Origin of the sequence: Vibrio sp. E14 (genome assembly GCF_020515785.1) — a bacterium.
GTDB lineage: Bacteria > Pseudomonadota > Gammaproteobacteria > Enterobacterales > Vibrionaceae > Vibrio > Vibrio diabolicus.
In genome coordinates this window covers 13,096-30,835 of sequence record NZ_JAHPJI010000017.1, presented here as the reverse complement: position 1 = coordinate 30,835, position 17,740 = coordinate 13,096, and the positions used below count along the sequence as shown (strand labels likewise).

At 46.1% G+C, this 17,740-nt stretch carries 14 protein-coding genes; 11 read left to right on the top strand and 3 right to left on the bottom strand.

The features are described from left to right. The first annotated feature begins 119 nt into the window (after positions 1-119). The 5 genes from nsrR (at position 120) to trpS (ending at position 5,900) form a co-directional block, all read left to right on the top strand. Positions 120-545, top strand: a complete 426-nt coding sequence (gene nsrR, locus LIX84_RS22390; RefSeq protein ID WP_005387939.1) for a nitric oxide-sensing transcriptional repressor NsrR — start codon at positions 120-122, stop codon at positions 543-545. Between the two features lie 115 nt (positions 546-660). Then, positions 661-3,165, top strand: a complete 2,505-nt coding sequence (rnr, locus tag LIX84_RS22385; RefSeq protein ID WP_046874538.1) for a ribonuclease R — start codon at positions 661-663, stop codon at positions 3,163-3,165. A 70-nt stretch (positions 3,166-3,235) separates the two neighbouring features. Continuing rightward, positions 3,236-3,982 carry a 23S rRNA (guanosine(2251)-2'-O)-methyltransferase RlmB gene (rlmB, locus tag LIX84_RS22380; RefSeq protein ID WP_005395369.1) on the top strand — a complete coding sequence of 249 codons (747 nt, stop codon included), beginning with the start codon at positions 3,236-3,238 and terminating at the stop codon, positions 3,980-3,982. Between the two features lie 99 nt (positions 3,983-4,081). Further along, entirely contained in the window at positions 4,082-4,768 is a 687-nt protein-coding gene (locus LIX84_RS22375; protein WP_226422192.1) for a phosphoglycolate phosphatase, read from the top strand. A 115-nt stretch (positions 4,769-4,883) separates the two neighbouring features. Continuing rightward, complete coding sequence (gene trpS / locus LIX84_RS22370) at positions 4,884-5,900, top strand: tryptophan--tRNA ligase (protein WP_053807770.1); 1,017 nt, start codon at positions 4,884-4,886, stop codon at positions 5,898-5,900. Between the two features lie 75 nt (positions 5,901-5,975). Here trpS and LIX84_RS22365 read toward each other — a convergent pair whose 3' ends face one another. Further along, positions 5,976-6,329, bottom strand: a complete 354-nt coding sequence (locus LIX84_RS22365; protein ID WP_226422191.1) for a hypothetical protein — start codon at positions 6,327-6,329, stop codon at positions 5,976-5,978. 546 nt (positions 6,330-6,875) lie between these two features. Here LIX84_RS22365 and LIX84_RS22360 point away from each other — a divergent pair. The 6 genes from LIX84_RS22360 (at position 6,876) to LIX84_RS22335 (ending at position 15,822) form a co-directional block, all read left to right on the top strand. After that, positions 6,876-9,830 carry an ExeM/NucH family extracellular endonuclease gene (locus LIX84_RS22360; RefSeq protein WP_226422190.1) on the top strand — a complete coding sequence of 985 codons (2,955 nt, stop codon included), beginning with the start codon at positions 6,876-6,878 and terminating at the stop codon, positions 9,828-9,830. A 175-nt stretch (positions 9,831-10,005) separates the two neighbouring features. Continuing rightward, positions 10,006-10,593, top strand: coding sequence for an aminodeoxychorismate/anthranilate synthase component II (locus LIX84_RS22355; protein ID WP_164667100.1), 588 nt, complete (start codon positions 10,006-10,008; stop codon positions 10,591-10,593). Positions 10,594-10,954: 361 nt separating this feature from the next. Then, positions 10,955-12,166 carry an aspartate aminotransferase family protein gene (locus tag LIX84_RS22350; RefSeq protein WP_226422189.1) on the top strand — a complete coding sequence of 404 codons (1,212 nt, stop codon included), beginning with the start codon at positions 10,955-10,957 and terminating at the stop codon, positions 12,164-12,166. A 109-nt stretch (positions 12,167-12,275) separates the two neighbouring features. Further along, a complete protein-coding gene (gene astA, locus LIX84_RS22345; protein ID WP_005397686.1) occupies positions 12,276-13,295 on the top strand; it encodes an arginine N-succinyltransferase in 1,020 nt (339 codons plus the stop codon). A 28-nt stretch (positions 13,296-13,323) separates the two neighbouring features. Next, the gene (astD, locus tag LIX84_RS22340) at positions 13,324-14,781 is read left to right on the top strand and encodes a succinylglutamate-semialdehyde dehydrogenase (protein ID WP_226422188.1); all 1,458 of its coding nucleotides are present in this window, start codon (positions 13,324-13,326) and stop codon (positions 14,779-14,781) included. 249 nt (positions 14,782-15,030) lie between these two features. Further along, on the top strand, positions 15,031-15,822 hold the full coding sequence (locus LIX84_RS22335) for a DUF1338 domain-containing protein (protein WP_005397681.1): 792 nt from the start codon (positions 15,031-15,033) through the stop codon (positions 15,820-15,822). A gap of 145 nt (positions 15,823-15,967) precedes the next feature. Here the strand turns inward: LIX84_RS22335 and crp are convergent, their stop codons facing one another. Together crp and LIX84_RS22325 are read right to left on the bottom strand one after the other, a co-directional pair. Next, a complete protein-coding gene (gene crp / locus LIX84_RS22330) occupies positions 15,968-16,600 on the bottom strand; it encodes a cAMP-activated global transcriptional regulator CRP (RefSeq protein ID WP_005381432.1) in 633 nt (210 codons plus the stop codon). A gap of 240 nt (positions 16,601-16,840) precedes the next feature. Then, the gene (locus tag LIX84_RS22325; protein WP_005397679.1) at positions 16,841-17,710 is read right to left on the bottom strand and encodes a phosphoribulokinase; all 870 of its coding nucleotides are present in this window, start codon (positions 17,708-17,710) and stop codon (positions 16,841-16,843) included. Positions 17,711-17,740: the final 30 nt, after the last annotated feature.

The window sequence follows — 17,740 nt, the reverse complement described above, 5'->3', positions numbered from 1 at the left end:
TTAAAGTTGTATCTCAAATGTATCTTTCGATCAAGAAAAGATTTACACTTTTATCGATAGCTCAAGTTTGGCGTTTTAGTGTCACCAGCGAGTTATTGAGTCGCACTTTGGGAGAGAATATGCAGTTAACGAGCTTTACTGATTATGCGTTGAGAACCTTAATTTTCTTGGCTTCGTTGCCGGAAGATGAGTTAACTAATATCACTGAAGTGACGGATTTATTTGGTGTGTCACGTAACCATATGGTCAAAGTTATCAACCGTTTAGGGCAACTAGGTTATGTCCACACCGTGCGTGGAAAAAACGGTGGTATTCGACTGATGAAACCTGCTTCTGAAATCACAGTAGGTGGTGTCGTGCGAGATTTAGAGCCGTTAGATTTGGTCAATTGCGGCGTAGATTTTTGCCATATTACCCCTGCCTGTCGCCTCAAAGATAAATTGGCAAAAGCAAAAAGTGCCTTTTTGGCGGAGCTGGATGATTGCACGATCGAATCCTTGCTGAGCGACAATTCTGAGTTGTTGATCTTACTGGCTCGTCCTTAACTCATTTGCACGTCTAGAGTCGATCTCGATCATTCTTTTTTCAAAGCAATTCTGTAGCTTATCGAGAGACTCAGATATACTAGCCATATACCTTCCTTGCTAGATAGGCGTGCCTATGTCAGACAATATTCCAAACGATCCTTTTGCAGATCGTGAATCCAAAAATTACGAAAATCCAATTCCAAGCCGAGAGTTTATCATCGAGTTTCTAGAGCAAGCGGGCGTTCCAATGAATCGCAACGACTTGTTTGAGGCACTAAAGCTTGAGGGCGAAGAGCAATACGAAGGGTTGCGTCGTAGGCTACGTGCGATGGAGCGAGATGGTCAACTGGTGTTTACCCGCCGTCAGTGCTACGCATTGCCTGAAAAACTTGAAATGGTGAAAGGTTACGTGATTGGTCATCGTGATGGCCACGGTTGGGTGCGTCCAGAAGGCAGCGTCGGCAAGGATGATGATATTCTGTTACCGCACCATCAAATGAAGAACATCATCCACGGTGACTTTGTTTTAGTGCAACCTACAGACAACAGCAAGCGCGGTCGCCGTGAAGGGCGCTTGGTTCGAGTGTTAGAGGAGCGTAATGATCAAATCGTCGGTCGTTTCTTCCTCGAATATGGTTATTCCTATGTTGTCCCTGATGACTCGCGTATCAGCCAAGATATTCTGATCCCAAATGAGCACAAAGCGGGTGCACGCATGGGTAACGTGGTCGTGATTGAAATTACTGATCGTGGCTCACGCTCACGTGGCATGATGGGTAAAGTGGTTGAAGTACTTGGTGAAAATATGGCACCAGGTATGGAAACGCAAATTGCGATTCGTACACACCAAATTCCTCACGAGTGGCCAGAGGCCGTCGATAAACAAATCGAAAACTTAGGCGAAGAAGTACCAGAAGAAGCCAAAGTTGGTCGTGTGGATCTACGTGAGTTACCACTTGTGACCATTGACGGCGAAGACGCACGAGACTTTGATGATGCTGTTTACTGTGAGAAGAACAAAGAAGGTGGTTGGCGTTTATGGGTAGCGATTGCTGACGTCAGTTACTACGTTCGCCCTGACTCTGCGCTGGATAAAGAAGCCATCAACCGTGGTAACTCGGTGTACTTCCCATCGCAAGTAGTGCCAATGCTACCGGAAGTGCTATCAAATGGTTTGTGTTCACTTAACCCACAAGTTGATCGCTTGTGTATGGTGTGCGAAATGACCATCTCTGAGACGGGTAAACTATCGGGCTACAAGCACTACGAGGCGGTGATGAACTCGCACGCTCGTCTCACATATAGCAAAGTGAGCGCGATTCTAGAAGGGGATGAGGAACTACGTGAGCGTTACCAGCCGCTTGTTTCTCATCTAGAAGAGCTGCATAAGATGTACAAAGTGCTGAAAGAAGCACGAGATCAACGCGGTGCAATCGAATTTGAAACCGTTGAAACCAAATTTATCTTCAATGCGGAACGTAAAATCGAAAGCATTGAGCCAGTAATTCGTAATGACGCGCACAAGATCATCGAAGAATGTATGATTTTAGCCAACATTGCTTCGGCATCGCTGGTAGAAAAAGCGAAAGAGCCTGCGCTCTATCGTATCCACGAATCTCCAGGTGAATTACGCCTGCAAGGTTTCCGTGACTTCTTAAGTGAACTTGGTCTTGAGCTAAAAGGTGGTCTAGAGCCTTCACCAACGGACTATGCTGATCTCGCACGTCAAATCTCTGGGCGTCAAGATCAAGAGTTGATTCAAACCATGCTGCTGCGCTCAATGAAGCAAGCGGTATACAACGCAGATAACGCGGGGCACTTTGGATTGGCACTGAAACGCTATGCGCACTTTACGTCGCCAATTCGTCGTTACCCTGACCTGTTACTTCACCGTGCAATCAAGTATCTGATTGCGAAAGAAGAAGGTCGTAATCAAGATCGCTGGACACCAACGGGTGGCTACCATTACTCGTTCGATGATATGGACTTTTACGGTGAACAATGTTCGATGACAGAGCGCCGTGCGGACGATGCAACACGTGATGTTGCGGATTGGTTGAAGTGTGAATACATGCAAGACCACGTCGGTGACGAACTAGACGGCGTGATTGCTAATGTCACTAGCTTTGGCTTCTTTGTACGTTTAACGGATTTGCACATCGATGGTTTGGTGCATATTTCTACCCTTGCGAACGACTACTATCAATTTGACCCGATTGGTCAACGACTTATTGGTGAAAGTTTCGGTAACATCTATCGCTTAGGTGATGCAGTAAAAGTAAAAGTACTGGCTGTTAACCTCGATGATAAGCAAATTGACTTTGAATTGGTCGAAACAAGTCGTAAGCTACGCGGTGAAGGTAAGACTGCGAAGAAACGCGCAGCGGAAGCAAAACGCAAAGCGAAAGATAAAAAACGCGCTGCGACTCGCTCTTCATCGAAAGAAGGTGGCGCGCCTCGCGCAGTTCCTGCGATAGAGCCAACTAAGCGTCCAGAAGAAACGGGCGCAGTGAGTAAGCGCAATGGCCCCAAACGTGATGACGCCGAAGGCAAAAAGAAGCCTAAAGTGAAAAAAGCACGTAAAAAAAAGCCACACAGTAAGCCGAAGAAAACCAAGCGTACTAAAAAAGAAGCGTAGTAGGCTGAAGCGCCAGCTCAGTTCAAACTCGGCTGGCGCAGGCAATACGACCCGAACAACAGGTTAAACAATGAGTAACGAATTTATCTACGGCATTCACGCAGTGAAAGCGGTATTGGAGCGCGAACCAGAGCGTTTTATCGAGGCATACGTTTTAAAAGGTCGTCAAGATGATCGCCTGATGCCAATCCTAAATGATCTTCAGGTTTGTGGTGTCTCTATTCAACAAATGACGCGTAAAACTCTAGATGATAAAGCGCGTGGTGCAAATCACCAAGGCATCATTGCTCGCGTAAAACCAGCAAAACAACTGAACGAGAACGACATTGATGACATCTTAGCGCAGCATGAATCACCGCTACTGTTAGTGCTGGATGGTGTGACGGACCCGCACAACCTTGGTGCGTGTTTGCGTAACGCAGATGCGGCAGGCGCTGCGGCGATCATCGTACCGAAAGATCGTTCTGCACCAATGAATGCAACGGTAAGTAAAGTAGCATGTGGCGCTGCAGAGGTTGTACCTTTGATTCGTGTAACCAACCTTGCACGTACAATGCGTACGCTACAGGAAAAAGGGATTTGGTTTGTGGGTACGGCTGGTGAAGCTACGCACGACATTTATCAAGCTAAGCTTACTGGTCCTCTTGCTATCGTGATGGGTGCTGAAGGTGATGGTATGCGTCGTCTTACTCGCGAAACCTGCGATGATTTAATTAAGATCCCTATGGCGGGCAGTGTATCAAGCTTGAACGTATCAGTGGCTTCTGGTATCTGTTTGTTTGAAGCGGTTCGTCAGCGTTTGGCTGCCCAAAAATAAGGCGAGCACACTAAGCGTCGCTGAGTGTGACACTGAGTGACATCAAGATTAAGCACACAGGATGGGGAACCATCCTGTGTTATTTTAGCTAGGGAATTTATGACCCAACAAGACATTAAATTGATTGCTTTTGATCTGGATGGAACACTGCTTGATAGCGTGCCAGATCTTGCCGTAGCGGCCGATCAAGCAGTTCAGGCGTTAGGCTATCCTTTTGTATCAGAAGAGCAGGTGCGTGATTACGTCGGTAATGGTGCAGATATATTGATTGGACGTGCATTAAGCCAAAGCATGACCATCAGCAGTGATTTGAGTGATGAGCTGCGTGCTAAAGCGCGTGAGCTGTTTGATGAATACTACAAGCAAAGCGGCCATAAGCTAAGTCACCTTTACCCAACAGTAAAAGAGACGCTTGAAGAGCTACACCAAGCTGGTTTTACGATGGCGATTGTGACGAACAAGCCCTCGAAATTCGTACCAGAAATTCTAGAGCAGCATGACATCGCCAAGTACTTCGCAGACGTATTAGGTGGTGACGCGTTTCCAGAGAAAAAACCAAACCCGGTGGCGCTGAACTGGCTAATGGAAAAGCACCAGGTAAAACCAGCAGAGATGCTGATGGTTGGGGATTCGAAAAACGATATCTTGGCGGCGAAAAATGCGGGTTGCGCTTCATTTGGTTTAACTTACGGTTATAACCACGGCGAGCCCATTTCAGCTTCGAACCCTGACGTAGTGGCGAACCGCCTCGCGGAATTACTGGAAGTCGTCGCTGTTTCTGCATAACGGCAACAAAAGATCTTCCAAAATACTTGTTAATGAGTACACTGAGTAAACCGTGCGCTAAAAGCCGCACGGTTTTTCATTTTAATTAGATTAAGAAGTCAAAGGAATCATTCTAATGAGCAAACCCATTGTATTGAGTGGTGTTCAACCGTCAGGTGAACTAAGTATCGGTAACTACTTGGGTGCTCTACGTCAATGGCAGCAGATGCAAGACGATTATGATTGCCAATACTGTGTAGTAGACCTTCATGCGATTACGGTTCGTCAGGATCCTAAAGCACTGCATGAAGCGACATTAGACGCACTGGCAATTTGTCTGGCAGTTGGTGTTGATCCGAAGAAGAGCACGCTATTTGTTCAGTCACACGTACCAGAGCATGCTCAACTTGGTTGGCTTCTTAACTGTTACACGCAAATGGGTGAGCTGAGCCGTATGACTCAGTTTAAAGACAAATCGGCACGTTACGCGAATGACGTAAACGTGGGTCTGTTTGATTACCCTGTGTTGATGGCAGCAGATATTTTGCTTTACGGCGCACACCAAGTACCAGTTGGTAGCGACCAGAAACAGCACCTTGAGTTAGCGCGTGATATCGCAACGCGTTTTAACAACATCTACTCACCAGAGAGTCCGATTTTTACCGTTCCTGAGCCGTACATTCCAACAGTCAATGCACGTGTGATGAGTCTTCAAGACGCGACGAAGAAAATGTCGAAGTCAGATGACAACCGTAAGAACGTGATTACTCTGCTTGAAGAGCCAAAGTCGATCATCAAGAAGATCAACAAGGCGCAAACAGACACCGAAACCCCACCAAGCATTCGACATGATATCGAGAACAAAGCGGGTATCGCGAACCTAATGGGACTTTACTCTGCGGCGACAGGCATGAGCTTTGAAGAGATCGAAGCCAAGTACAAAGGCGTAGAAATGTATGGTCCATTTAAGAAAGATGTTGGTGAGGCGGTTGTAGCAATGCTGGAGCCAATTCAAGCAGAATACCATCGTATTCGCGCTGATCGTGCTTACATGGATGAGGTAATGCAGCAAGGTGCTGAAAAAGCCTCGGCTCGCGCCGCTGAAACGCTGAAGAAAGCATACAAAGCGGTAGGCTTTGTCGCTCGCCCATAGTTGCTAAGAATAAATTACAAAAAGCTCCACGTTAGTGGAGCTTTTTTTATGCTTTTTACTGGAATGGCGTGTCTTTCATGCAACGTCCATATCGTAATATTCAACACGTCCTCGAGCACCTAAAAAGGCGGACTTCACCACCATGCCTCTATCAATGAAGTAACTGAGCTGCACGCATGATATATCGTAGCTAAGTTCTTTAATTCTTGCTGGGATCCAGTAGGTTCCTGGTGTTCTTAGACGCTGGGTAAAAGTAATAACCCCCTCGTCACTGACCTCTAACTCTTCAATTCCATCCAGCTCATTTTTGGCTGATTCGATGATGTTTTGATTCGCAGTAGGTTGAAGTGGCTCACTGGCGGTCAATTGACATCCCGTTATCAAGCCAAGTAAGGAGAGAGCTAGCGCACTGCGTTGAATTTTTTTCATTTATCGTTCCTGGGTTTACAGCTAATGAGATCTTAATGTCTCGCGCAGGTTTTATATCTTTTGTGTATGAATTTGGCTAGTGAATAAGGAGAAGTTATTGAGCAAATGAGGAAAATTTTGAAGTATGAGGGTCATTCGTAAGAAAAAGCCGAGCGAATAATAGGTGACTTAAGTTTAGACATGGCTATAAAAATGAAAATCAAAGCTTTCTAAATTAGTGATTAATTATATTTTCATTTATAACAAAGTGAGCTTGGTTAATAAGCCACTTCACGAGCGATGTATTTTCTACTCCCTAACATGAAGTGAAAAAATAAACTGAGTAATTAATCTAAATTTTGATTTGTTTATCAATAGCGTTCTGTATTTATTACAAAAAATGTTTGAATGGGATGTTCTGGCATATTTTCTTACATTCACATGTGATTCATTTCACGGCTTTAATTGCTCATTCTTATTTATTTCATAAATAAACCTGATAGTAGACGCAAATGGTAGGCTCTGATCAGAGCTAAGTTTGCATTTACATAAATATCAGGTATGACAATGGACACGTTAATCAAACCCTCAATACTCGCACTAACCATCGCCAGTGCACTTAGCGCAAACGCGAACGCAGAGATTATTATTTCCCAGTATGTGGAAGGCGGCGCTTATAATAAAGCGGTCGAGATCGCCAATACAGGTGATACTGCGGTGACACTCACAGGCTATGAATTAGCAAAATCTTCGAATGGTGGCGGCTCGTGGGGCAGCACTCTTGATCTTAGTGACGTAACGTTACAAGCGAAGCAAGTGTATGTGCTTGCTCATGGCGATGCGAGCGAAGCAATAAAGGCGGTTGCGGATTACACTGATAAAAATGTAGCGAACTTTAACGGCGACGATCCGTTGGCACTTCTTAAAGATGGGGAAGTGCACGATATATTAGGTGTGATGGGGGACGTGGATTTCGCTAAAGACACCACGTTAGTTCGTAACAGTGATGCGCTTACACCTTCCACTACCTACCAATCCACTCAGTGGACAGCCTTACCTAAAGATAATATTGATGGTTTAGGGGAATTAAATACAACTGAGCCACCTGCGCCATTTGCTTGTGAAGTAGATGGACAAGAACCAGCCTTTACCACCATCCAAGAGATTCAAGGTGAAGGTGCTTCTTCTCCATTTATTGATGGCTACCCTTACATCACGACCGAAGATCACTTCGTAACTGGTGTGGTCAGTGCGGTAACAACAGGCTTAACTAAAGGCTTCTACCTGCAAGCACTTGAGAATGATGGCAACGACAAGACATCTGAAGGTTTGTTTATTCACACCGATGTTGCCGATACAGAACTGAAAGCTGGTGATGTTGTTTGTGTGAAAGGGAAAGTACAAGAGTACTACAGCAACACTCAGCTTTCTTCTGATGCAAACAGTTATGTAAAAACAGGCACATCAAACGCCTCTTTGGTTACTCCGTTAACGATTAAGGAAGGGGAAACACTACGTGATGCACTAGAGCGTCATGAAGGTATGCAAGTTGAGCTCAGCTCGGCTAGCGAACTTTTCGTTACTCGTAACTTTTCTTACGATTATGACTCTCGACGCAACAACATGATGTTGTCTCATGAAGCACCGTTGTTTAAGCCGACTCAATTGCATGCAGCGGAGAGTGACGCTGCGGTTGCCCTTGCCAAAGAGAATGCGGCCAACCGTATTTACTTGGAATCGGATAGCAAAGCGCCAAATGGTCAAATCCCATATTTCCCAACGTTTGCACAAGATCTTGACCAAAATGGCTCTTCTGAGCAGCACATTCGCCTAGGCTCTCGTGTCGAAGGCCTGCAAGGTGTAGTGAATTACAGCTACAACGAGTACCGCCTAATTGCGACCAATGAAGTTGATAGCAGCAACTTTGTCACGTCAGGTGATGACTTTGACGTTGCGCGTAAAGCGGCGCCAGCCATTGCAGATTCTGATTTACGAGTGGCGAGCTTTAACGTTCTTAACTACTTCACTTCGGTTGCTGACAGCGGTCACGACAACCCAACCGGGCAAAATCGTGGCGCGACAAACCTTGATGAGTTCTTGATCCAGCAAGCGAAAATCGTTTCAGCAATGAATAAGATGGACGCGGACATCATTGGCTTGATGGAAGTAGAAAACAACGGCTTTGGTGATGGTAGTGCTATCCAAAACTTGGTTGATGCTTTAAACGCTGAGATTGATGACGTGGAAGATCATTACACGTATGTCGAAATCGAAGAGCAAGACAAATACCAAGAGGAATACTTTGGCAGTGATGCGATCATGGTTGCGATCTTATATCGTGCTAACGCAGTAACACCAAAAGAAGCAGCAAAAGTCATTGTGACGCCAGAGCAACACATTGCTGAGAACACCATTACTCGTAAAGAGGGCACAGAAAGTAACCCTGCTTACGACAAGTACCAACGCCATAGCTTATTACAGACCTTTACAGTGAAAGAGACTGGCGAAGATCTTTCAGTGGTCGTGAACCACTTTAAATCGAAAGGCTCTGAATGTATTGAAGAGTGGATTGCTGGTGTAGAAGACTCAGAACCCGCGGATCTGCAAGGTAACTGCAACAACTTCCGTGTCTCTGCAGCGAAAGTCGTTGGTGAAGCGCTGAAAGATATTGATGGCGATGTGCTCGTCATGGGCGATTTGAACGCTTACGGCAAAGAAGATCCGTTACTTACCCTCACTGATTACTCACAAGAGAAATACGGCCGTGATATCTACACTGCCGCTTACACAACCATTGGTGGCGGTGAGCTTCAAGTAGAGAAAACCAAGATTGAAAAAGGCTACGGTCTGCACAATTTAAACACCTTGCTGCATGGCGCTGATACGTTCTCGTACACCTATTCAGGTGAGTTGGGGAACTTGGACCATGCATTGGCAAGCAGCAGTTTAGCGCAAAAGGTGGTGGCGATTGAAGATTGGCACATCAACTCCCTAGAAAGTAACTTGTTTGAATACAGCAGCAAATACACGGGTGACATGCCGAAGTACAAAGATGCGTTCTCAGCGTCTGATCATGATCCAGTGATTATTGCTATTGATTTGCCAGATGATGATATCGATTTACCGAAAGCGGGTGAAAACTTAGCTATTGATGTACGTCTACCACCAACTGCGGTTGCGGGCGATATTGTGACAGTGAACTTAACAGCATCCACACAAGCGGCCGCGACAAGCAGTGATGCAAAAGTTTACTCGGCTAGCCAAACCTTGACTCAAACTGACATTGACGCACGCAGCGTGAATATTGAGTTTGAACAAGCGCCAGAACAAGGTAATTACCAGTTAGAAGAGAAAGTGACAGACTCGACAGGCAACGTCGTCAAGTTTAGCTCTGTTCGTGATGTTTCAATGACGCAAACCGAAACGGGTGCAGAAGGTTCGAAGGATTCAGATGGTGGTTCGTTTGGTTTTGGCGCGCTACTCGCGATGCTTGGACTTGGCTTACTACGTCGCCGCAACTAAGCCTTTGTCTCCTAAAATACAGCTGTAAAGACCAAAGGCCAGCCGATGCTGGCCTTTTTATTGCACAAAGACTTGCCTTTCTAGTTTGGTGTTGCAAAATACCGCCCTTAATTGTCGCAAACCAGACAATCATCTCTTAAGTCTTGCCTAAACGGATTGGAGCAGCTGACACTCTATGTTGTTGATCATCGATAACTACGATTCTTTCACTTACAACCTCTACCAATACTTTTGCGAGCTTGGCGCTAGTGTAAAAGTCGTGCGTAACGATGAAATCGACATTCAAGGGATTGAAGCGTTGAACCCAACTCACTTGGTGATCTCACCTGGACCGTGTACGCCAAACGAGGCAGGTATCTCTCTACAAGCTATAGAATACTTCGCTGGTAAGCTTCCAATATTGGGTGTTTGCCTTGGTCATCAAGCGATAGCGCAAGTGTTTGGTGGGGAAGTCGTGCGCGCCCGACAAGTGATGCATGGGAAAACGTCACCTATTCGTCACAATGGTCGCAGTGTGTTTAAAAACCTGAATAACCCACTCACCGTAACCCGTTATCACTCTCTCGTGGTGAAAAACGGTACGTTACCCGATGTGTTTGAACTGACCGCATGGACTGAGCTGCCGGATGGAAGTATGGACGAAATCATGGGTTACCAACATAAAGCTCTGCCAATTGACGCAGTGCAGTTTCACCCAGAATCGATCAAAACAGAGCAAGGTCACGAGTTGCTCGCGAACTTTTTAGCACGTAAAGCGATCTGATCGCGATCACTTTTCTTAACAAATCATTCATCTTTTTGCCGAGGTGAGTGGATTGCAAAACTATGCGGTTCATTCTTGCCTCTTTGTCTATTCATGTCTTTTTAAACCTTCTATCCCCTGTATTACATAACATTTATAAAAAATCGCTTCTCTATTTTACTTTCTTGATGCATAAATAGTCACAAGCAGTGATTAATGGAAGTTGCTTTCGAGAACGAAAAGAATAAATCACTATTGAAATGGTTAATTAAATGTAAATACAATGCCGCAATAGCTTAAATGCAAAACATTATTTGCTGGCAAAGAGAGCCGGTTAAATTCGCTTATCTGCTATGCATGCGGTATCAAGAAGGAATGTGCAATGACAACGGAAATTAAAGTAGAGCGCGGTTTATTCGATGAGGTAATGGTACCTTGCTATAACCCGATGGAAATGATCCCTGTTAAAGGTGAAGGTTCACGTGTTTGGGATCAGGAAGGTAATGAATATATCGACTTTGCTGGTGGTATTGCAGTGAGCTGTCTTGGCCATTGTCATCCAGTAATGGTAAACGCATTAACAGAGCAAGCTAACAAGCTTTGGCACTTAAGTAACGTGATGACGAACGAACCAGCACTTCGTCTGGCGAAAAAGCTAACAGAAGTGAGCTTTGCTGAGCGCGTATTCTTTGCTAACTCTGGCGCAGAAGCGAACGAAGCGGCACTTAAGCTGGCACGTCGTTACGCTGCTGACGTACATGGTGCTGAGAAATCAGAAATCATCGCATTCAAACAAGGTTTCCACGGTCGTACGTTCTTCACCGTAACGGTTGGTGGTCAAGCGGCTTACTCTGACGGTTTTGGTCCTAAGCCTGGTGACGTTACCCACTTACCTTACAATGATATCGAAGCACTACAGGCACACATGTCTGATCGCACATGTGCGGTGATGATGGAGCCGCTACAAGGTGAAGGCGGTATCGTGCCACCAACGCCTGAGTTTGCTCAAGCAGTACGTGAGCTGTGTGACAAACACAACGCGCTACTGATCTTCGATGAAGTGCAAACCGGTAATGGTCGTACAGGTAACTTCTACGCTTACCAAGGTTTAGGTATTACACCTGATATTCTAAGCACCGCGAAATCACTCGGTGGCGGCTTCCCAATCGGTGCAATGCTTACTACTGCAAAATTAGCAGAGCACATGAAAGTCGGTACGCACGGTTCAACATACGGCGGTAACCCACTCGCGTGTGCTGTAGCAGAAGCAGTTGTGAAAGAAGTTACTAAGCCTGAAGTGTTGGCTGGTGTGCTAGAACGCGAAGCGATGTTCCGCGAAGGTCTAGAGAAGATCAATGCTAAGTACAACATCTTCTCAGAAGTGCGTGGTCAAGGCCTATTGCTTGGCGCTGCACTAAATGAAGAATGGCAAGGCCGCGCACGTGATGTTCTCGTCGCTGCAGGCAAACAAGGTCTCATGGTATTGGTTGCGGGTGCCAATGTCGTACGTTTCACACCATCACTCGTTATTACACAACAAGAAATTGAAGAAGGCTTGGCGAAACTGGATAAAGCGATCGCGGCTTTAGTTTAAGCGCGATATCAGTTTCAACGTCAACGCAGACACCCCCGTCAAGGATCTCTGATGGGGGAATTGTTCCTACAATATAGTTAGGATCTTCTTGCATCTGGAGGGAGTATTGATGCTAGTAGTTCGCCCTATCGCGATGTCGGATTATGACGCGCTGCACACTTGTGCGGTGGAGTCTGGTCACGGATTTACATCTCTACCGGTTAACGAAGAACTGTTAACCAATCGAATCAAACACTCAGAGTACAGCTTTGGTAAGCCAGATGTGGCAGAACCAGGTGATGAAGGCTACCTGATGGTCGGCTTTGACTCTGAAACGGGTGAGGTTGCGGGTACCACCGGAATCGAAGCATCTATCGGCTGGGATGTCCCATTTTACTCGTATCACATTAGTAAAGTGGTGCACTCGTCACCAAAGCTTGGCGTCAATAATGTCGTCAAACTGCTTACTTTTGGTAATAACTACACGGGTAACAGCGAAATTTGTACCTTGTTCTTGCGTGAGAAATTCCGCCAAGGTCTGAATGGTCGTCTAATGTCGAAGTGTCGTTTCCTCATGATGGCTGAGCACCCAGAGCGTTTCTCTGAAACGATCTTTGCGGAGATGCGTGGTGTTTCAGACGACGCAGGCAACTCGCCGTTCTGGCAATGGTTACAAGAGCATTTCTTCTCCATCGATTTCACGCTTGCGGATTACCTCACAGGTATCGGCAAGAAAGGCTTTATTGCTGACTTAATGCCGAAGCTGCCTATTTACATCAACCTGTTGAGTCCAGAAGCGCAAGCCGTGATTGGTCAAGTACATGACAATACTCGCCCAGCATTAAAGCTGCTTGAGCGTGAAGGCTTCACTAACCGTGGCTACGTGGATATTTTCGATGCGGGTCCAACCGTTGAATGTGACTTACGCAATATTGAATCGGTACGTCACTCGTTCCGTGCGCAAGTGAAAATCGCACAACATAGCAGTACGCAAGACTTCTTGATGTGCAACTCATCGTTCGAAAACTTCCGCGCAGCAGTCACCAAAGCGGCGTATGACGCTGAAACACAAAGCGTCATGATCGCACCAGACGTTGCGGATGCACTTTTGGTTGAGGAAGGGGATTTTGTTCGCCTTCTTCCGCAGTAACAGACGACAGAATTTAAGGATAGAAACAATGACACATTGGATTGCAGGTGAATGGGTACAAGGTCAGGGTGAAGCATTTACGTCTCTGTCACCTTACAACCAAGAAGTGATCTGGCAAGGCAACGGTGCAACGGCAGAGCAGGTGAATCAAGCGGTATCTGTAGCGCGTGAAGCGTTTATTGACTGGAAAAAACGCCCATTTGCAGAGCGTGAAGCGATCGTGTTGGCTTTTGCTGAGAAAGTAAAAGAGAACAGCGAGAAAATCGCCGAAGTCATTGCCAAAGAAACTGGTAAGCCAATTTGGGAAACGCGCACTGAAGCAGCGGCAATGGCAGGTAAAATTGCAATCTCTATTCGTGCTTACCATGACCGCACCGGTGAAGCGAGCCGTGAAGCGGCGGGCAACCAAATTGTGTTGCGTCATCGCCCACTGGGCGTGATGGCGGTATTTGGGCCATATAACTTCCCTGGTCACCTACCAAATGGTCACATTGTGCCTGCGTTACTAGCGGGTAACACCGTTGTGTTCAAGCCATCCGAGCAAACGCCTTGGACTGGCGAGCTAGCTATGAAACTTTGGGAAGAAGCAGGTCTGCCGAAAGGCGTGATCAACCTTGTCCAAGGTGCGAAAGAAACCGGTATTGCGCTTGCTGATGCGAAAGGCATTGATGGCGTACTGTTCACGGGCAGCGCGAACACGGGGCATGTATTGCACCGTCAATTTGCGGGTCAACCAGACAAGATGTTAGCACTAGAAATGGGTGGTAATAACCCGATGGTGATCTCTGATAAATACGGTGATTTGGATGCCACGGTGTACACCATCATCCAGTCAGCGTTTATCAGTGCTGGTCAACGTTGTACGTGTGCTCGTCGTTTGTACGTGCCATTGGGTGAGAAAGGTGATGCGCTCATCACGAAACTGGTTGAAGCGACGAAGAATATTCGCGTAGACCAACCATTTGCAGAGCCTGCGCCATTTATGGGGCCGCAAATCTCCGTTGCCGCAGCCAAGTTCATTCTCGATGCACAAGCGAACCTTCAATCACTTGGTGGTGAAAGCTTGATTGAAGCTAAAGCAGGAGAGGCAGCGTTTGTTTCTCCGGGCATTATTGATGTAACGAACATTGCTGAGCTACCAGATGAAGAGTACTTCGGTCCACTTCTGCAAGTGGTGCGTTACGAAGGGCTAGAAAAAGCTGTAGAACTGGCGAACGACACGCGCTTTGGTCTCTCTGCTGGTTTAGTTTCAACTGACGACCAAGAATGGGAATACTTCGTTGACCATATTCGTGCAGGGATCGTGAACCGTAACCGCCAGCTCACTGGTGCAAGTGGTGATGCGCCATTTGGTGGTCCTGGTGCGTCAGGTAACCTACGTCCAAGCGCTTATTACGCAGCAGACTACTGTGCGTACCCGATGGCATCAATGGAAGGTCAAGAGACTATCTTGCCTGCAACATTAAGCCCAGGTGTGGCGCTATAAGTTTTAATAACAGAGTCGCAACCATGTATTGCGGCTCACCTTGCCGGCGAATCATTTAGGTATGGGTTGTAGTGATCGTTGGCAGAACACGGAAAGTGAGCAAAGACTCGGAAAAGCGTGTTGACTGACTGGCATTTACCGTCACAGGTTGATGGCTGCTCGTTCATTATTCTGGACAACTTTTCGTTGTGAACGAGCAGTCAACTTCCGCTTACCTTTTAACTCTACATCTCGTAACAAGGAGTCGTTATGACGCCCGATGTGTTATTTGAATCGCTATGGCAAGATTACATTCAACGTCTTTGCCCTTCTGCTGCGAAAGTACATCAGCTGCTTCAAGAAGATGAGCCTCTGATTAATGATCATATAGCTTTACGTACCTTCAATATTGCGCCTCTTGGTATCGAAACCTTAGCTAAACCATTTGTAGCCATTGGCTATCAGGCATGTGGTGACTACGTTTTCGAAAGTAAAAAGCTGGTTGCTAAACACTATGAGCACCCTGATCCGAAGCAACCTAAAGTCTTTATTAGTGAGCTAAAAGTTGAGGAGTGTTCACCTGAGCTGCAAGAGATTGTGAAAAAGCTGGTGGCACAAGTCGATGCAGGCAAGCTGAACGATAGCGCATTCTTACATGGTGGACGCTTGTGGGATTTAAGCTTTGCTGACTACCAAACATTGGCTAAAGAAAGTGAGTACGCATCTTGGCTTGCGGCGCATGGTTACGGCGCAAACCACTTCACGGTGAGCGTTAACCAGCTCAATGAATACGAAGAAGTGAAGCAAGTAAACGATCACTTACGTACGGCCGGATTTACCATTAATGAAAACGGCGGGGAAGTGAAGGGCACTCCTGAGGTGCTACTAGAACAATCATCGACCATGGCGGATAAAGTGGCGGTTCGCTTTAGCGAAGGCACTGAAATTATCCCTGGTGGCTTTTACGAGTTTGCTAAGCGCTACCCGATGGAAAATGGTGAGCTGTACCCAGGTTTTGTGGCGGCTTCAGCGGACAAAATCTTTGAAAGTACGAATGGCTAACTTTTAGGGTGAACCTTTCGACTAACCAACTTGCTCATTAGTCTTTTGTTGCTCTGAGCTCAATGTGGTTACAAGACAAATAAAAAGCCACCAATGTCGCCATTGGTGGCTTTTATAATTTTGTTCGCGTCACTCTGGTTTGAGATTAACGAGTACCGTAAACCACGATAGTTTTACCGTGCGCAGAGATTAAGTTCTGCTCTTCTAACATTTTCAAGATACGACCTACTGTCTCACGAGAACAGCCAACTATTTGACCGATTTCTTGACGAGTGATCTTGATTTGCATGCCGTCTGGGTGAGTCATTGCGTCTGGTTGTTTTGCAAGGTTCAGAAGCGTCTGAGCGATACGACCAGTTACGTCTAGGAACGCCAGGTCACCCACTTTTTGGCTAGTTACTTGAAGACGACGAGCCATCTGCGCAGAAAGGCGCATTAGGATGTCTGGGTTTACTTGGATAAGCTGACGGAATTTCTTGAAAGAAATTTCAGCAACTTCACAAGGAGATTTAGCACGAACCCAAGCTGTGCGCTCTTGGTCTTCCTCGAATAGACCAAGTTCACCAATAAAGTCTCCTTGGTTTAGGTAAGAAAGGATCATCTCCTTACCTTCTTCGTCTTTGATAAGAACCGCAACAGAACCTTTAACGATGTAGTACAAAGTTTCTGCCTTTTCGCCCGCGTGAATTAGCGTGCTCTTTGAAGGGTACTTATGAATATGACAGTGTGAAAGAAACCACTCTAATGTTGGGTCGGTTTGAGGTTTACCTAGAACCATAATATCTCACTTCCTCTGCAGGGTACGCTTGCGCTATCCATATTTTAGCTAAGCCTGAATTAGGCCTACTAGAATAAGAGCACTTTTTATATGCTGCAAGCTCTCTTGTGTTTCGGTAAGAAATAGTATCCTTTTTCGAAAACGATTTCTTGATTTTAATCGTGCCATGATTGAGATTTTGTAAGCAAAACTGTGCACATGATCACGGTATGAAAAGTAAACATCTTCGCAGGCAGGTTTTTAGCCAATTTTCCCTGTTTCGATGAGCTGTTGTAGGATAGGCCGAACTATGAGCTCCATTGCAAAGCTCATCTTACCGCCTGGCACGACAATCGTGTTGTGGCGTGACATGAATGAGCCATCAATCATAGCCAGGAGATATGGGAAGTCGACTTTCTTTATCCCACGCAAGCGAATTACGACAAAGCTCTCATCCAGGCTTGGGATACCCTTCGCATTAAGGGGGTTGGAGGTATCGACCGTTGGGACGCGCTGAAAGTTAATATGAGTGCGAGAAAATTGCGGAGTGATGTAGTTAAGATAATCGTCCATCGAGCGCACGATAGAATCCATTACTGCTTCTCGTGAATGACCGCGGTCACGAGTATCACGCACAAACTTTTGGATCCACTCTAAGTTTACGATTGGTACCATACCAATCAAGAAATCCACATGCTGCGCAACATTAACATCGCCATCCACAACACCGCCGTGCAAGCCTTCATAGAAGAGAACGTCACTGTTCTCCGGTAAGTCCTGCCACGGTGTGAAGGTTCCAGGCATTTGATTATAAGGTACGGCCTCGTCAAAGGTGTGTAGGTAGCGACGTACGCTGCCTGCGCCATCGTGACCATATTTACGGAAAAACTCTTCCAATCCTGGAAAGTCATTAGCTTGAGGGCCAAAGTAGCTAATGTGTCGACCTTGCTCGCGCGCTTTACGGATTTCTATATCCATTTCAGGGCGAGTAAAGCGATGGAAGCTGTCGCCTTCAACCCATGCGGGTTTAACGTTCATCATATTGAACATCTTACGGAAGGCTTCAGATGTAGTGGTCGTGCCGGCACCGGATGAACCAGTAACCGCAATAATTGGGTGTTTAGCTGACATGACAAACCTTGTCGAAAATTACTTACCTGT